Genomic DNA, 15,194 nt, shown 5'->3' with positions numbered 1-15,194 from the left:
ATCCAGCAGGCTCCTACGCATTAGCGTGGCGCGGGACTCGCCTGCGTCGCACGCTATCTGCGAGCGGGCCGAATAGCAGCTAGATTTTAGCGCGTCAGCTTACGATGAGCACCGGCACCCGGGTTGAGTGCGGCTTCACCCAGGCGTTCCACCTTGTTCTTCTCGTAGCCTTCGAAGTTGCCTTCGAACCAGTACCACTTCGAGGGATCCTCATCGGTGCCTTCGTAGGCGAGGATGTGGGTAGCCACGCGGTCAAGGAACCAGCGGTCGTGGGTGATGACCACGGCGCAACCCGGGAACTGCAAAAGCGCGTTTTCCAGGGAGGACAGGGTTTCCACGTCCAGGTCGTTGGTCGGTTCGTCAAGGAGCAGCAGGTTGCCGCCCTGCTTGAGGGTGAGGGCGAGGTTGAGGCGGTTGCGTTCGCCACCGGAAAGCACCCCGGCCTTCTTCTGCTGATCCGGGCCCTTGAAGCCGAATGCGGAAACGTAGGCGCGCGAAGGCATTTCCACCTGGCCGACCTGGATGTAATCCAGACCGTCAGAAACAACTTCCCACAGGCTCTTCTCCGGGTCGATACCGGCGCGGTTCTGATCCACGTAGGAGATCTTCACCGTTTCCCCGATCTTCAGCTCCCCGCCATCGAGGGGTTCGAGGCCGACGATGGTCTTGAAGAGGGTGGTTTTACCCACGCCGTTCGGGCCGATAATACCCACGATGCCGTTACGCGGCAGCGAGAAGGACAGCCCATCGATAAGCACGCGATCCCCGAAGCCCTTCTTGAGGTTCTTCGCTTCGATAACCACATTGCCCAGCCGCGGCCCCGGCGGAATCTGGATTTCTTCGAAGTCGAGCTTGCGGGTACGTTCGGCTTCCGCTGCCATTTCTTCGTAGCGTTCCAGACGTGCCTTCGACTTGGCCTGGCGGCCCTTCGCCGAGGAACGCACCCACTCAAGTTCATCCTTGAGGCGCTTGGCGAGCTTGGCATCCTTCTTGCCCTGGATTTCCAGACGATCCTTCTTGGTTTCCAGGTAGGTCGAGTAGTTGCCCTCATAGGGGTAGAGGCGGCCGCGGTCCACTTCCGCAATCCACTGCGCCATATTGTCCAGGAAGTAGCGGTCGTGGGTGATGGCGATAACCGCGCCCGCGTAGGACTTCAGGTGCTTTTCGAGCCACAGCACGGATTCGGCATCCAGATGGTTCGTTGGTTCGTCAAGGAGAAGCAGGTCCGGGGCTTCCAGCAGCAGGCGGCACAGGGCCACGCGGCGGCGTTCCCCACCAGAAAGCACGGACACCGGGGTATCCCCCGGAGGGCAGCGCAGTGCGGCCATGGCCTGCTCCAGCTGGGAGTCCAGATCCCAGGCGTTCGCGGCATCAATTTCCGTTTGCAGCTTGCCCATTTCTTCCATGAGGGCATCGAAATCCGCATCCGGATTCGCCATTTCTTCACCGATGGCGTTGAAACGGGTGATCTTCTCCAGGATGTCCTTACGGCCCAGCTGCACGTTTTCCAGAACAGTCTTGTCCTCTTCGAGGGGAGGTTCCTGGAGGAGGATACCCACCGTGTAGCCCGGGGAGAGGCGCGCTTCCCCGTTGGAGGGCTCATCCAGCCCGGCCATGATCTTCAAGATTGTTGATTTACCGGCACCGTTCGGACCGACCATGCCGATCTTGGCTCCGGGGAAAAACGCCATGGTGACGTCGTCAAGGATGGTCTTATCCCCCACACGCTTGGAAGCGTGGATCATCTGGTAAATGTATTCAGCCACTTATCCCGTCCTGATTCGCGATTCAGTGCCGCGCATCGCGCTAGGTGTTGCGCGAGCGGCCCAGACCAGTGTACCGAGCCGCCCGCGAAAAGTCCCCCCGATGTGACTGGAACCGGGATGGAATGGGATTTTCTCAAGTAGATAAGTATGCCATCGCGGCACGCTGCGGATATCTACGTGGTGGTAAAAGAATCGCTAACGAGTCTGGTAGACGGATCAAGGCGGCCAAGACTCTTTCCCGCCTCGGAGGTGACACTAATCTTCCAACCCAAGATGACGCACCACCTCATCAAAAGGTATGAGCCGCTCTTTGCCGGACTCAACATCCGCCCAGATCTTCTCCGCCTCAATGAGGTCGAGGGCATCTTCAACGGCCTCGTGTGCCACTACTTCGGCGTTGTCACCCGCAAGCTCTTCAAGGCGATCAAGCATTTCTTCACCAATATTGATACTCATCATTACATCCCTCCCCTCAATAACTAGGCGCGGAAATAGTAAAGTGGTCCGGGGTTTGTTCCAAGGAATGAAACCCGGGCATGCTTGTAGTGTACCTATCAGAACAACAGGTGAGTAGAGGCATTTTCAGCATCACCATGCGCCACCTGACGGATCCGAGCGCAAAGCTTCATCCGCTGACATCACGTCAGGAGAGATTCCGTCAGGTGACATCGCCGGAGGCGGCACACCTATTCCCGCTGGCCCGAGCGGTTCACCCGACGCTTCAGAAGAATCCGATTCCTCGATGAGCCAGCGGCTATCCCCCGGCGTGCTTTCCCCGGCCGCTGTATCCGCGGAGCTCACCGTGCCAGCCGATCCGCCATTTGTTTCCGCAGCTGGATCGGGGCGAACTTTAACGAAGCTGGCCCGCCCGGTGGTGAGCTCGACTCCCACGGCATCGGCAAAGAGAGTGAGACCGCGCATGGTGGAACCGTCCTTACCGGTCCATTCGCGCATATCGAGCCGCCCGCGCACCAGCAGCGGAGTGCCGGTAGTCACCGATGTTTGGATATTACGGCCGAGGGTACCGCGCGCCCGCACCGTGTACCAAATAGTATTGCCGTCCTCAAAGCGGTTAGTTTCTCGCGAGAAATAGCGCGGGGTCACCCCAAGATTGACAGTGGTGACATCCCCACTGGTGGCATTCTCATAAACTTTCGGGTTGCCGCCGGCATATCCACGTACCGCGACGATGGTGTCATTAACCATGATGCTGTCCTTTCCACCGCCACGGGCGGGCGGTGGACACCATCATGACCCGCTCACGCTCGCCCGGCTATCCGCATGAGCCTGCTTGTGGATAACCATGACATTTCAGCGGCCTGTGAATAGCTCACCAGTTACTCCCCGCGCACCACCTGGCGCACGCGCGCGTACTGGTCGAGCACCTCCCGCGCCGGAGCAACGCAATGCTTCTCCACCACCGCGCCCAGTTCCTTATTCACCGCGCGCTGGTAGGCCCGCGCCCGGGCAGCTGCGCTGCGGCGTCGTGCCCACCATCCCAGGGCGAAACCGCACAGCACCGCAACCACCGCACCAAGAACCGCCCCCCACCACGGCGCCACCGCCGCGACGCCCGCGCCAACGCACGCCGCAGCAAGCAGTATCCCGGCGAGCACACCACCGAGCAGGGCCCCGCGCCCGCCACCGCGCACCGGAACGGCGCGCAAAGCCCCACCAATGGCGCGGCGTAGGGACGCGGCGTCGCTCACCTGCTCATCCACGCGGCGCGCCCACAGCTGGGGCAGGCCGCTGCTCGCGTGCGCGAGCCAAGCCTCGCGATGCGCGTCCACCACCGTGGCGGCGGGCTGCTCGGGCGGCGCCACCGCGCGGGCATGCCAGCCCACCCCGGCAATTGCCTCGGCCACCGCCGGCACCCCGGAAGCCACCGAGAGCCCGCGCGCGATCTCCTCCGCCTTTTCCGCCTCCAGATGCACCGGCGCGGCCTCGAGGCCCTCCCCCAGGCGCGCCCCGATCTCATCAAGGTACGCACCGGTGGTCTCCAGCGCGGCATTGGTAATCCCAGCTGCCTTCTCCAGGGCGTCGCGCAGCGGCTCCAGCCCGCGCCGCCGCAGCGCCGAAACCGGGAAAATCGGGACAGAATCAGCGATGCCGTCCGCGCGCAGCAGCTTGCGGATATCCGCGGTGATGGCCTCCGTGCCGCCCTCCGGGAGGGTGTCGATCTGGTTGAGGACCACGATCATGCGGTCGGCGCGTTCGCGCATCGCCGCGATATAGGAATCGTGAATGAGGTGGTCGGCGTATTTTTGCGGGTCGAGCACCCACACCAGCACGTCCACGAGCGGCAAAATGCGGTTGACGAGCGCGGAATTACCCAGGCTTACCGAATCGTGATCGGGCAGGTCAAGGAGCACCAGGGAATCAAGCTCGCGCTTCGAGCTGCTCAGCAGCGAATTATGGGAAATGGTGCGCTCCGGTTTCACGCCGAGCGCCTCGAGCACGGGGCGGGCCGCCGCGGACCAGACGCAGGCCGTGATATCCATGGTGGTGGGCCGCACGTCCCCCGCGTCCGCGAAATTGAGCTCGGTAAGCGCATTGAACAGCGTGGACTTACCCGAACCGGTGCCACCCGCGAGCGCCGCCACCGTCAGGCCGAGCCCCGCCTCCAGACGCCCGGAGATTTCCTTCAGTTCCCGCTCGGCGCGCTGCAGCACATACGGATCGAATAGATCTTTTCCTTGAGCGACGACGCCGCGCAGCTGCTCCAAGCGCGCGGTCACGGTGGCTGTGTCCATGAGCTTCTTCCCTTCCTCCACTAGAACCTGTCTTTAAATTCGACGGCACGCAGCCGGAGCGTGCGCCCCGAACCGAGCTCCACATCGCCAAGCTGGTTACGAAATACTTTCGTGACCTCGGTGATTGCCCCGTCGAGGAGCCGGGCTAGTTCTTCGCGGGCCTCGCGCACAGCCCCGCCCCGGTAGAGCCCGTCGGCTAGGCTGCGTGCCCCGTTCACTCCCCCGGCCGCGGCCCCGAGTACCGCGGCCATCCCTGCGGTGCCGAACCAGCGATTGCGCGGTGCGGCCTGCGCGGTAGCCTTCAGGTAACTCATCCACGCGGAGAAGGCCCGGAAACGGATGGCGTCCAGATCGAGGGCGGCGCGAGCGCTTGCCGCGAGTTCGCGAGTGTCAATCACCCCACCCGCCCAGGAGCTAAGAATTGCGTCGCTGGCATCGCTGAGCTGCTGGGTGAGGGTGACATCCGCGGCGGTGCGGACCGCTTCAAACACGGTGGTCATGGCGGCGTCGCGGGCCCCGATACGTCCGCGCGCCCCCAGGCCGGGGGTGGCGGCCGGGTTAATACCGGCGAGCGGCCCCCCGCTGGAGGCGGCGGAAAGCCAGGCGGTGGTGGGCGCCCCGGCCCCGAAGCGTCCGCTGAGGGCGGCTTTGCGCAGGGCTTCGCGCGGGGCGGTGGCGGACTGCTCCACCACGGAGCGCAGGTACTCCACGGCTTCCGCCTGCATTTCCACCGCGGCGGCTATATGTTCCAGGCGTTCGCCCATATGCGGGAACATGGCGGCATCCGCCCGGGTGATGAGGGCCTGGCCGAAGCCGGTTTCGGACATGGATTCGAGCCACTGGCGCAGCTCGGCCACGCTAGCGGGGGGAAGGAGCCCGGCGGTGGGGCCGTTATCGGCCACGATGAGGAGCGGTGAGTCCCCCAATCCGGAACTTTCCATCCGGCGCGCGAGGTCCGCGCGCACCGTGGGGGCAGCGCTGGCCGGGACCCGGTTGAGTACCACCGCGGTGGTCACCCCGCGCCCGTGTGCATCGGTGAGCACCGACCAGGCGGTGGCATCCCCGTAGCGGGAGGCGGTGGTCACAAAAATCCACAGGTCCGCGCTATTGAGGAGGGTGCGGGCCAGGGTGCGGTTATCCGCGTCCACGGAATCAAGATCGGGGGCGTCTACCAGCACCAGCCCGGGGATTGCGCCGGCACTTTCACGTACCTCAGCCAGGGTGGTGAGCACGTGGCCTTCCAGGAGCGGAGCATCATCCGGGTGCACGGCGATCACCGGGGTGCGGGTGGTGGGGCGCAGCACCGAAGCAGCGGAGAGTTCCTCCCCGAAAAGCGAATTGAAGAGAGTGGATTTCCCGGCCCCCGAGGAGCCGCCGAGTACCACCACCGCCGGGGTGGCCTCGCGTTGCATTCGCGGGAGCACCCGGTTTTTCAGCTGGGTGATGAGCTGGGTGCGCTCCGCTTCGATATCGCGCGAGCCGGGCAGGGCAAGGGGAAAGCGCGCTTTATCGAGCGCGTCGATAGTGCGAGCGATAAGACGAGGAACATCACGATATTGAGCCACCCCTCTATTGTTCACCATTTTGACGCGGGCGCGTAGTTTTAACCCCGCCGCCGATTCGGGTACATTAAGAGCGCCGCTTATGCACAAGGTGATAGTTCTTTCTGCATCGTGATAGTTCATTGCGTGTTGTGAAAGTTCGTTACATATTGTGCAAGGTGCGCCAGGCCCCTGTAGCTCAGTGGATAGAGCACCGGACTTCTAATCCGTCGGTCGAAGGTTCGAATCCTTTCGGGGGCGCTTTTGTTTCGGGCTGTTCCGCGGCACCACCCGGCAGCACCGCCCGCGTGGCCACAGTCCCCGCTGCCAACTGGCGGCGTCGTCGTACCTCCCCTTCCCCACGCGGACCGCATCCGCCCGCTCGCACGCGTGTGCTTAGAATGGAGGGGTGAGTTACCACGATCTAAACGATCCGATTGTCTGGATCGATTGCGAAATGACAGGCTTGGATCCCCGCGTTGATGAGCTGGTGGAAATTTCCGTTGTTGTGACGGACGGCAACCTCCACCCGGTGGACGCGGGCATCGATATTATTATTAAGCCCTCCGATGCGGCGGTCGCGCAGATGAACGATTTTGTGCGCGATATGCATACGTCCTCTGGTCTCATTAATGAATGGGAGACCGGGGTGAGTGTGGCGCAGGCGCAGAGCCAGGTGCTCGCTTATCTCAAGGAGCGGGTGCCGGAAGGTAAGGCGCCGCTGGGCGGTAATTCGGTGGGGACCGATAAGACCTTCCTCACCGCATACATGCCTGAGCTGGTCGATTACCTCCACTATCGCATTATTGACGTCTCCTCCATTAAGGAGCTGACGAAGCGCTGGTACCCCAAGGCGTATTTTGTGTCCCCGGAGAAGTTCGGGCACCACCGGGCCCTCGGTGATATTTACGATTCCATCGACGAGCTGCGCTACTACCGCGCGGTACTCTTCCCGGAAAGCGTGGACACCGAGGTTGCCCAGCAGGCCGCACGCCAGGTAGAAGGCGAAACGAAACGGCTGGCTGCCGGCGATACCGGCGATAGCTGCGCTACCGGTATCGCAGCCGCCGAGGCCACCGAATAATTACGCGTCCACGCCTTCCCCGATAAAGCCGCCAATGGCGCGCAGTTCGGGGAGGTGCGGATTCCGGCACGAATGCGCCGGGCACAGATCGAACCACGGGCCCATCTCAGTGAGGTGGGCCCGCTGCGCGCGCGGACGCCCCTCCAGGCGTTCCTCCACCAAATCAGCCAGACCGGCCACGAAAGCCGGATGCTCTTCCGGTGTGGAAACCCGCGCGAAAGCCAGGCCGCACTGCTGCGCCGTCGCCCGGGCCTCATTATCAAGGTCCCACAGCACTTCCATGTGATCGGATACAAAACCGATAGGAACGACGACGACAGCCCGCCGCCCGCGCCCCGGCAACGTTTCAATAACATCATTAATATCGGGTTCCAACCACGGAATATGCGGCGGGCCGGAACGGGACTGGAAGACCATCTGCCAGCTCAGGCGAGCCCCCACCTGCTCCTCCACCGCGCTACGGATAGCATCGCGCACCGCTTCGTGCTGGCGCAGATAGAGCCCACCGCCCAGTTCGTGCGGGCCGGAAAGCTCATTGGCGCGGTTGGGAATGGAATGCGTAGTGAAGAGGACTTCAATCTCTTCCGCCGCGAAACCGCGCTCCCGCATCTGCGTATAGACAGCCGCAAGGCCCTCAATAAAGGGGACCACGAAACCGGGATGATCGAAGAATTCCCGCAGTTTATCCACCCGCATATCCTCGGGGATTTGCGCGTATTCGAGCGCGTCCGCGAAATCCTCCCGGTACTGGCGGCAGGAGGAATATCCCGAATACGCCGAGGTAGGCACCGCCAGCAGCGTGCGGTGGCCATCTTCATAGGCATCGCGCACCACTTCCCAAATATAGGGCTCCCAATTGCGGTTACCCCAGTAGACGGGAATATTGTGGCCGCGCCGGGCAAGTTCGCTTTCTAGGCGGGCACGCAAGGCCGCGTTTTGCCCGTTAATGGGCGAACTGCCCCCGTTGAGCCGATAATGCACCGCCACTTCTTCGAGGCGATCATCGGGAATGCCCCGCCCTGCCGTGACATTGCGGAGGAAGGGCAGTACGTCTTCCTGACCGTTAGGCCCGCCAAAGGAAGCGAGCACGATGGCGTCATAGGCGGTGGGTTCACTCACCCAGTGCTCCCCGCGCGCGGCGGCGTGCTGCACGGCGGGGCTTCCCGCCAGAATATGCTCGCCCGGAGCGCGGGTGATGCGCGTGGCACGCGGAGCTTTCCGTTCGGCCACCAGGGCGGCGCTGGTCTGTTGACTGGCTTGGTAGTCCATGAATCTCCTGTGTAAGCGCTGCTTATCCGTGCACGTTCCGCGGTGGTAAACACCGCTCACGGAATAAGCACTGTTTAGGCTTCGTAGCGCAGAATCTTGGCGAGCTCGCTGGTTTCGCAGCGGCGCCCGAAGAAGAAGGGTGTTTCACGCTTCATCCAGCGCCGCGCCTGGGTGTAGCGCATGGCGCGCATGAGGTCCACAATCTGGGTGGGATCTTCAGCTTCAAAAGCGAGCATCCACTCGTAATTCGACATCCCGAAGCACGCGACGGTATTGGCGAGGATCCCCTCAAATTTCGAGGCGGCCATGCCGTGTTCACGCAGGTGCACGGCGCGTTCCTTGCCGTCCATGAGGTACCACTCCGCGTGCCGCACGAAGGGATAGGTACACAGCCAGCTCAGCGGCTTATCACCCACCAGGAAGGCCGGGGCGTGCATGCGGTTGAATTCCGCGGCCACGTGCACACCGGGAACCTGCCAGGTCACATCAAGATTCTCAAAAAGCGGAGTGGTGCGCAGGTCCCGCATGAAATCCTGGAGCGGGGCAAGGTCTTTCCCGTGCACCCACACCATGAGATCGGCATGCTCGTGCAAATTGGACAGATCGTAGAAGCCACGCAGGGTGACTTCCGGGTGCGCGGCAATAACTTCATCAATGCGCGCCGTGGCATTGGAAAGATCCGCGGGGGCCGGGCTACCGGCCGGGCGATGAACAACTGTGTAAATCGTGTATTCGGTATCAGGATGGTGGTCGCCGCCGGAGACGCTCCAGTTCGGTTCCACATCTGCGGGTCGTTGAGTCATGTTCCCCATCGTACTGTCTCCTAAGTCTTTCGTCACTTGACACGCGCAGAAAAACTGTATCAGATTTCGGAGACTCCCGAGTTTCGCCCGGGGTGGTGCGGGTAGCTCACCTCCAGTATGGTCGAGTTTCACTACGGCATACGATTATTTTGCGGGGTGCCGTACATGTGGGTGTCGCCATCTTGGTACGACGACGCCGCCCCGGGCCACTATCCCTCCGCCCGCACCTCGTACTGGCGCACCCCGCAACTCACCCCGGCGAAGCGGAAAGGTGCGGTGGTCTGCGGCGGCGTCGAAAAATCGGCGGAATCCGTGCGCAGAGCACCGTGTAAAACCCGGTAGGTGGGGAAATCGATAGTTTCCCGCGCGGCGAGCAGCGCTGCGACCCCCGCGGCATCCGCCCCGGTTTCCCGCAGCCGCTCCCGGTAGCCAGCCACCGGGATACCGGCGAAGAATTCCGCCACCGCGCCCGAGCCGTAGGAGAAGAGCCCGATGGGGGTATCGGTCAGATCGGCCGGGTCGGTACCGAGGAGGGAAAGGATGCCAATATAGAGGGCGGCTGTGTAGGAGTTGCCGATGTGGCGCCCGTAGGTGAGGCCGGTTTCGATCACCTCATCTCCGCGCGGATCGTTCGTATGGGCCATGAGACGGGCGTGGGCTTTGCGAGCCATTTTCCCGAAGGGCTGGTGGTGCACGAAACGAGCCAGCTGAGCTGCGGGGATGCCGCCTTGGGCGAGGTAGTCATCATAGGCCCCGGTGAGGGCATCCATATAGGCATCCATGGAGAGGTGGCCGTCTACCAGCGGGGTGCTGGAATCATTCGGGCGCCAGAAATCGTTGATATCCGCGGTGTAAACACCGCTCACCGCGGGAATATTCAGCAGGCGCGGCTGCGCGCTCACCAGGAAAGCCACCGCGCCGGCTCCCTGGGTGGGTTCCCCGGATCCGCCCGCCGCGTACCGCGCGATATCCGCGGCGATGACCACCACTTTTTCTTTCGGGTGACGCGCCACAATACCGAGGGCACTTTGTAGCGCCGCGGTCCCCCCGTAACAGGCTTCTTTCATTTCCACGGTGCGCACATGGCGCGGCAACCCGAGGAGCGCGTGCAGGAAAACCCCGGCAGATTTCGACTGATCCACCCCGGATTCGGTGGCGAAAATGACGGTGCGGATTCCCTCCGTGCCGGTGGCGGTCAAAAGGCGCGCCCCGGCCTGGGCCCCCAGGGTGACGGCATCCTCATCGAGGGCCGGGATGCTCATATGTTCTTGGCCGAGCCCCACGTGGTACTTACCCACGGGCACGTCCAGAGCCTCCGCCATATCCGCGAGCGGCAGGCAGTAATGCGAAGTAGCGCAGGCAAGTGCGTCAATACCGATATTCACTTAGTTCTCCTTAACGCGTGGCTGCTGCTGAGCCGCACGGGGCGCGGGTGCCCCGCCGCGTTCAAATTTACGGTGCGCGTGCATGAGCTCACCCGGATTCGTTTGCGCGGCCAGCAAGGACAGTTCCCCGCACAGCACAGTAGCGGCAATCATGGCCGCCAGGCGCCGGGAGTTCTCCCCGGCCGGCCGGCTCCGATCCGCCAGATCCATACGTTCCATGACCGCTTCAATACCGGGCAGGTCCTTGCCGTTACCCACCGTCCCCACGATGAGATTCGGGAGGGTACAGGATACATAGAGCCCGCCTGCGCGTTCTTCCACGTGGGTGAAGCCCTGGGATCCTTCCACGATATTGGCGGCATCCTGGCCGGTGGCCAGGTACACCGCCAGCAGCATATTGGCATAGTGGGCATTGGCCGAACGCACCGCCCCGGCGAGCGTAGAGCCCACCCAATTCTTGCGGTAATTCAGCTCGGCAATTCGGTGCGCGTCACTGCGCAGCCGCTTGGCGATCACCTCATCCGGAATAAAAATATCGGCAATGGTGCGCCGCCCGCGCCCCAGAATCCCGTTGACGGCGGAAGGCTTTTTATCAATGCAGTAATTCCCGGAAATGGACCCGTAGGTCAGCTCCGGGCACACCGCTGATATTGCACCCATAAGAGCTTCAGCTGCCTGGGTGGCCATATTGTGACCCGAGGCATCCCCGGTGGAGAATTCGAAACGCACAAAAAGCAAATTCCCCACCACTTCGGGGTGGATATCCAGCAGGCGCGCGAAGCGCGACTGCCCGGCCACCACCCGTTCCCACTCGGAACGCCGCGCCGCGATGTCGGTGACCGCGCGGAGAGCCGCTGCGGCGGCGTCGGCAATAAAAAGCACCGAGCGGGACATGCGCTCATCGGCCACGCACACGCGGATGCCACCCTCCACCATGCGTGAGACATCCGCGCCGCGGTTGCACGAAGGCCACAGCGGCGTTTCGTAGGTGGCGAGCGGAACCTCCACGGCGCCGCTCAACACGGGGCCGGAGATGTGAATAGGGCCCACCCATTTAGTGGGGATGGGGGTCTGCGAGTCCGGGGTGATTCTCGAGTCAGTCACGCCGCTCAGTCTACCGGCTCAAAAACGAATGTCTTGAGGAAGGCACGGGCACGTTCCGAGGCGGGGCTGGTGAAGAAGCGCTCGGGGCTATCAATTTCCACGATTTTCCCGGCGTCCATGAAGACCACGCGGTCCGCGATCGCCCGCGCGAAACTCATTTCGTGGGTGACGAGCAGCATCGTCATCCCGCCGCCGGCCAGCTCGAGGACCACGTCGAGCACCTCGCGTACCATTTCCGGGTCCAGCGAGGCGGTGATTTCGTCCAGGAGCAGCACCTCCGGCTCCATCATGAGCGCGCGCACAATCGCCACCCGCTGCTTCTGCCCGCCGGAAAGCTGACTGGGGCGCGCATCGGCCCGGTTCGCCAACCCCACACGTTCCAGCAGTGCCAGGGCGCGTTCACGGGTCGGAGCGATAGGTGCCTTGCGCACCACCCGCGGGGCCAGGAGCAGATTCTCGAGGACGGACAGGTGCGGGAACAGTTCGTAATTCTGGAAAACCATCCCGATGCGGGCACGCGCCGCGGTCCAGTCCGTGCCCGGTTCCGCGAGGTTCTGCTCACCGTAGGAAATGCTTCCGGATTGGATATCCTCCAGTCCGTTAATGGTGCGCAGTAGCGTAGATTTGCCGCATCCAGATGGGCCGACGACGACGACAACTTCGGAAGGCGCCACCTCAAGCGAAACACCTTGGAGGGCATGCACGCCATTCGGGTAGGTTTTATCAACGTCCACTAAACGCAGCCTTTGTGCGTGCCCGGCCGCGCCACGCAAAGCGAGCGGGCTGGGAGCGGATGCGGCGCCTAGGGCGCGCGGGCCGGGAGCGGATGTGGTGCCTAGGGAGCGCGAGTCGGAGGCGAGTTCAGGGTCGAGGGGCTGGGAATATGCCGGGCTTGTCATAGTGCTAGTTTCCTTTCCAAGTGGCGTGAATAGGCGGAGATCGCGTAGCAGACCACGAAGTAGATGAGGAAGACCGCGCCGTAGATCCACAGGGCGGCATCCGGGTACTCGAAGCGTTCCCGGTCGATAATCGACTGGGCAACTTTGAGGATTTCGATGACGCCGATAAGGGAAACAAGCGCCGTCGTTTTAATCATGCGGGTTGTGAGATTGACGGTGAGGGGGATGAGCTGGCGGATGGCCTGCGGGAGAATCACGTGGCGCTGGAGCTGGCGGGTGGACAGCCCGAGCGCGCGGGCCGATTCGTATTGGTGGGCGGGTACGGCGGCAATGGCGCCGCGCACCAGGTCCCCCATCTCCGCCGTACCCCACAGGGTGAAAACGATAATCGCGGCGAGCTCGCCGGACATATCGAGGTGGAAGGTACGGGTGGAATCGAAATAGACGATGAAGAGGAGCACCACCTGCGGGATGATGCGCAGCACCTCCACGTAGGCGCGGGTGAGGAAACGGACCAGACGCGAGCGCACGTCCATAACCAGGCCCAGGAGGGTTCCGAACACGAGGGACAGCGCCATCGCGATGAGGGCGATGCGCACCGAGACCCACAGCCCTTGGAAAAGGAGGGAGAGGTTCTCCGGGTCGAGGAGTGGGCGCCAGCCTTCCCCGCCGCTAGTCGGAATGGTGGGCGCGGGTGCGGAGGTGAAGCGAGCGGGCAGGGACGCGAGCGCGCCGTGCGTCGTCGTAACATATGCGGATACGGAAGCGAGGGTGACGTTAGCGAACGGCAGCATAGCGGCGCATCCTCCCTTCCAGCCAGCGCGCCCCGAGGGCGATGGGGAGCAGAATAATCGTGTAGCACACCGTGAGGAGGAGCAGTGCTTCCTGCGTGGTGGATTGCAGGCCCATATGTTCGCGGGCCAGGTACATGAGGTCCGGAACGGCAACCACGTACACCACCGAGGTCTCCTTGATGAGGAAAATAATATTCGCGGTGAGTGCCGGCATCGCCACGGCCACGGCCTGCGGAAGCAGGACCCGGGTGAGGGCCTGGCGGCGGGTGAGCCCGAGGGCGAGGGCGGATTCGCGCTGGATGCGCGGCACCGAGTCCAAGCCGGAGCGGAAAGCTTCGGCCATGTAGGAGCCGCCCAGGAACGTCAGCCCGATAATCGCGCAGGTTTCCCCGGTGAGGGTGAGGCCGATTTTCGGGAGGCCGAAATAGAGGAAGAAAAGCTGGACAAGAAGCGGGGTATTGCGCGAGAGCTCGATGTAGATGGCCACGAGCTGGCGCGCAATAGGCACCCGGAAATGCGCGAGCGCCGCGCACACCCAGCCGAGGAGGAGGGAGGCGGCCACGCCAATGGCGCCGATGCGGAACGTGACGAGCATGGCCTGCAAGTACAGGGGCCACGCTTCGCTCAGTACTGATAGATCCATGGAGTCTCCTCGCGTGAGATTCGCTCTCTCCCGGCGCGGGCCGCCCGGGCGGTTAGCTGAGGCCGGGCGGCTTTTATGGAAGCCGATTCGGGCGGCTTTTCTTGGGGCCGGCGTTTTTTGGTGCCGGGCGGCCCGCGCGTGAGGGAGGAGGGAACTGTTAGCGAGCCCCTCCCTCGATGACGAGTTCATCGGGAGAGATCGCGGTGCCGTAGACCGGGGCGAGGGTCTGCTCGAAGTCCTTGTGGAAGAAGTTCTCCTTGCCGAGATCCACGAGGTTGTTATTGATCCAGTCGCGCAGCTCGGTATTCCCCTGCTGCACGGCGGCAGCGATGGTGGACTCTTCCCCGAAGGAAGCAATTCCGGTCACGAAATCCTTGTTCTGTTCGGTGAAGGCGAGGGCTTCGGTGTTGTCGGTGATCCACACGTCCCCGCGTCCGTCGGTAAGGGCATTGGTGGCCTCGGTGTACTGCTCGTACTTAGTCACCTTCCATTCCGGGTGGTTGGCGGTAATCCACGCATCCTGGCTGGTGCCCTTGACGATAATAATATTTTTATTCGCGAGTTCCGCTTCGGAACGCACCGGCTCCTTCGCGCTGGAAACGGCACCGAAGGAGACCTTCATGTAGGGATTGGCGAAGTCCACCTGCGCGGCGCGTTCGGGAGTCACCGTGAAGTTCGCGAGAATAATATCGACTTTTCCGGACTTGAGGAATTCCACGCGCGAGGAGGCATCCACCGGGACCCACTCGACCTTGACACCCAGGTCTTTGCCGAGGCGCTCACCGTAAACTATGTCGTAGCCTTCGTAGGTGTTTTTCCCGACCAGCGAGCCAAAAGGTGCCTTGTCCGCGAAGGTGCCGATGCGAATCGAGCCGGCTTCTTTGATCTGTTCGGGGGTGCGGGCCCCCACGGTGGCGCTCTCCGCACCGGCCCCGGTACCCGCGGCGGTACCGGGGGCGGAGTCACCCGAGCCGGATAGATCCGGGCTGGAGCACCCGGTAAGGGCCATGGTGAGCGCCGCCAGGGCGGACAGCCCGCCCAGGACGCGACGACGAATACGTGAGGTTTGTGCAATTGCCACGGTTCTTCCTTACTTGGTGTTGGGTTGACCGTGGATAATGCGGGATTTTGGGAACGAAACGCAAGGCCGTGC

14 protein-coding genes and 1 tRNA gene are annotated in these 15,194 nt (G+C 62.9%); 2 read left to right on the top strand and 13 right to left on the bottom strand.

Going from position 1 to position 15,194, the window contains the following annotated elements; translation table 11 throughout:
* Positions 1–86: 86 nt before the first annotated feature.
* The 5 genes from ettA to HMPREF9237_RS03670 form a co-directional block, all read right to left on the bottom strand.
* Positions 87–1,766, bottom strand: coding sequence for an energy-dependent translational throttle protein EttA (gene ettA, locus HMPREF9237_RS03690; protein ID WP_016442389.1), 1,680 nt, complete (start codon positions 1,764–1,766; stop codon positions 87–89).
* Between the two features lie 255 nt (positions 1,767–2,021).
* Positions 2,022–2,225, bottom strand: coding sequence for a hypothetical protein (locus tag HMPREF9237_RS03685; RefSeq protein ID WP_016442388.1), 204 nt, complete (start codon positions 2,223–2,225; stop codon positions 2,022–2,024).
* A 129-nt stretch (positions 2,226–2,354) separates the two neighbouring features.
* A complete protein-coding gene (locus HMPREF9237_RS08895; protein ID WP_016442387.1) occupies positions 2,355–2,972 on the bottom strand; it encodes a single-stranded DNA-binding protein in 618 nt (205 codons plus the stop codon).
* A 131-nt stretch (positions 2,973–3,103) separates the two neighbouring features.
* Positions 3,104–4,519: a GTP-binding protein gene (locus HMPREF9237_RS03675; RefSeq protein ID WP_155875830.1), complete on the bottom strand. Its 1,416-nt coding sequence runs from the start codon at positions 4,517–4,519 to the stop codon at positions 3,104–3,106.
* A gap of 20 nt (positions 4,520–4,539) precedes the next feature.
* Positions 4,540–6,084, bottom strand: a complete 1,545-nt coding sequence (locus tag HMPREF9237_RS03670) for a GTPase domain-containing protein (protein WP_051106965.1) — start codon at positions 6,082–6,084, stop codon at positions 4,540–4,542.
* Between the two features lie 164 nt (positions 6,085–6,248).
* Between HMPREF9237_RS03670 and HMPREF9237_RS03665 the strand changes: the two genes are divergently transcribed.
* Both HMPREF9237_RS03665 and orn read left to right on the top strand, forming a co-directional pair.
* Positions 6,249–6,321, top strand: a tRNA-Arg gene (locus HMPREF9237_RS03665).
* A gap of 148 nt (positions 6,322–6,469) precedes the next feature.
* Positions 6,470–7,144, top strand: a complete 675-nt coding sequence (gene orn, locus HMPREF9237_RS03660) for an oligoribonuclease (RefSeq protein ID WP_016442384.1) — start codon at positions 6,470–6,472, stop codon at positions 7,142–7,144.
* Here the strand turns inward: orn and HMPREF9237_RS03655 are convergent, their stop codons facing one another.
* From HMPREF9237_RS03655 to HMPREF9237_RS03620, 8 genes are all read right to left on the bottom strand, one after another.
* Complete coding sequence (locus tag HMPREF9237_RS03655) at positions 7,145–8,413, bottom strand: ferrochelatase (RefSeq protein ID WP_016442383.1); 1,269 nt, start codon at positions 8,411–8,413, stop codon at positions 7,145–7,147.
* Between the two features lie 74 nt (positions 8,414–8,487).
* Positions 8,488–9,216, bottom strand: a complete 729-nt coding sequence (gene hemQ / locus HMPREF9237_RS03650; RefSeq protein WP_155875828.1) for a hydrogen peroxide-dependent heme synthase — start codon at positions 9,214–9,216, stop codon at positions 8,488–8,490.
* A gap of 209 nt (positions 9,217–9,425) precedes the next feature.
* On the bottom strand, positions 9,426–10,601 hold the full coding sequence (locus HMPREF9237_RS03645) for a hydroxymethylglutaryl-CoA synthase (protein ID WP_016442381.1): 1,176 nt from the start codon (positions 10,599–10,601) through the stop codon (positions 9,426–9,428).
* Positions 10,602–11,705 (bottom strand): hydroxymethylglutaryl-CoA reductase (NADPH), encoded by a 1,104-nt coding sequence (locus tag HMPREF9237_RS03640; protein ID WP_016442380.1) that lies wholly within the window; start codon positions 11,703–11,705, stop codon positions 10,602–10,604.
* Positions 11,706–11,710: 5 nt separating this feature from the next.
* Positions 11,711–12,604, bottom strand: coding sequence for an amino acid ABC transporter ATP-binding protein (locus HMPREF9237_RS03635; protein WP_016442379.1), 894 nt, complete (start codon positions 12,602–12,604; stop codon positions 11,711–11,713).
* Positions 12,601–13,398 (bottom strand): amino acid ABC transporter permease, encoded by a 798-nt coding sequence (locus HMPREF9237_RS03630; RefSeq protein WP_016442378.1) that lies wholly within the window; start codon positions 13,396–13,398, stop codon positions 12,601–12,603. The genes HMPREF9237_RS03635 and HMPREF9237_RS03630 overlap by 4 nt, the downstream gene beginning before the upstream one ends.
* Positions 13,382–14,041, bottom strand: coding sequence for an amino acid ABC transporter permease (locus HMPREF9237_RS03625; RefSeq protein WP_016442377.1), 660 nt, complete (start codon positions 14,039–14,041; stop codon positions 13,382–13,384). Before HMPREF9237_RS03625 ends, HMPREF9237_RS03630 begins: the two co-directional genes overlap by 17 nt.
* Before the next feature lie 157 nt (positions 14,042–14,198).
* On the bottom strand, positions 14,199–15,122 hold the full coding sequence (locus HMPREF9237_RS03620; protein ID WP_016442376.1) for a transporter substrate-binding domain-containing protein: 924 nt from the start codon (positions 15,120–15,122) through the stop codon (positions 14,199–14,201).
* Positions 15,123–15,194 lie beyond the last annotated feature (72 nt).

This window comes from Actinotignum schaalii FB123-CNA-2, assembly GCF_000411135.1.
Lineage (GTDB): Bacteria > Actinomycetota > Actinomycetes > Actinomycetales > Actinomycetaceae > Actinotignum > Actinotignum schaalii_A.
Note: the sequence above shows the minus strand (reverse complement) of the source record. Positions and strands in the feature narration are given on the sequence as shown.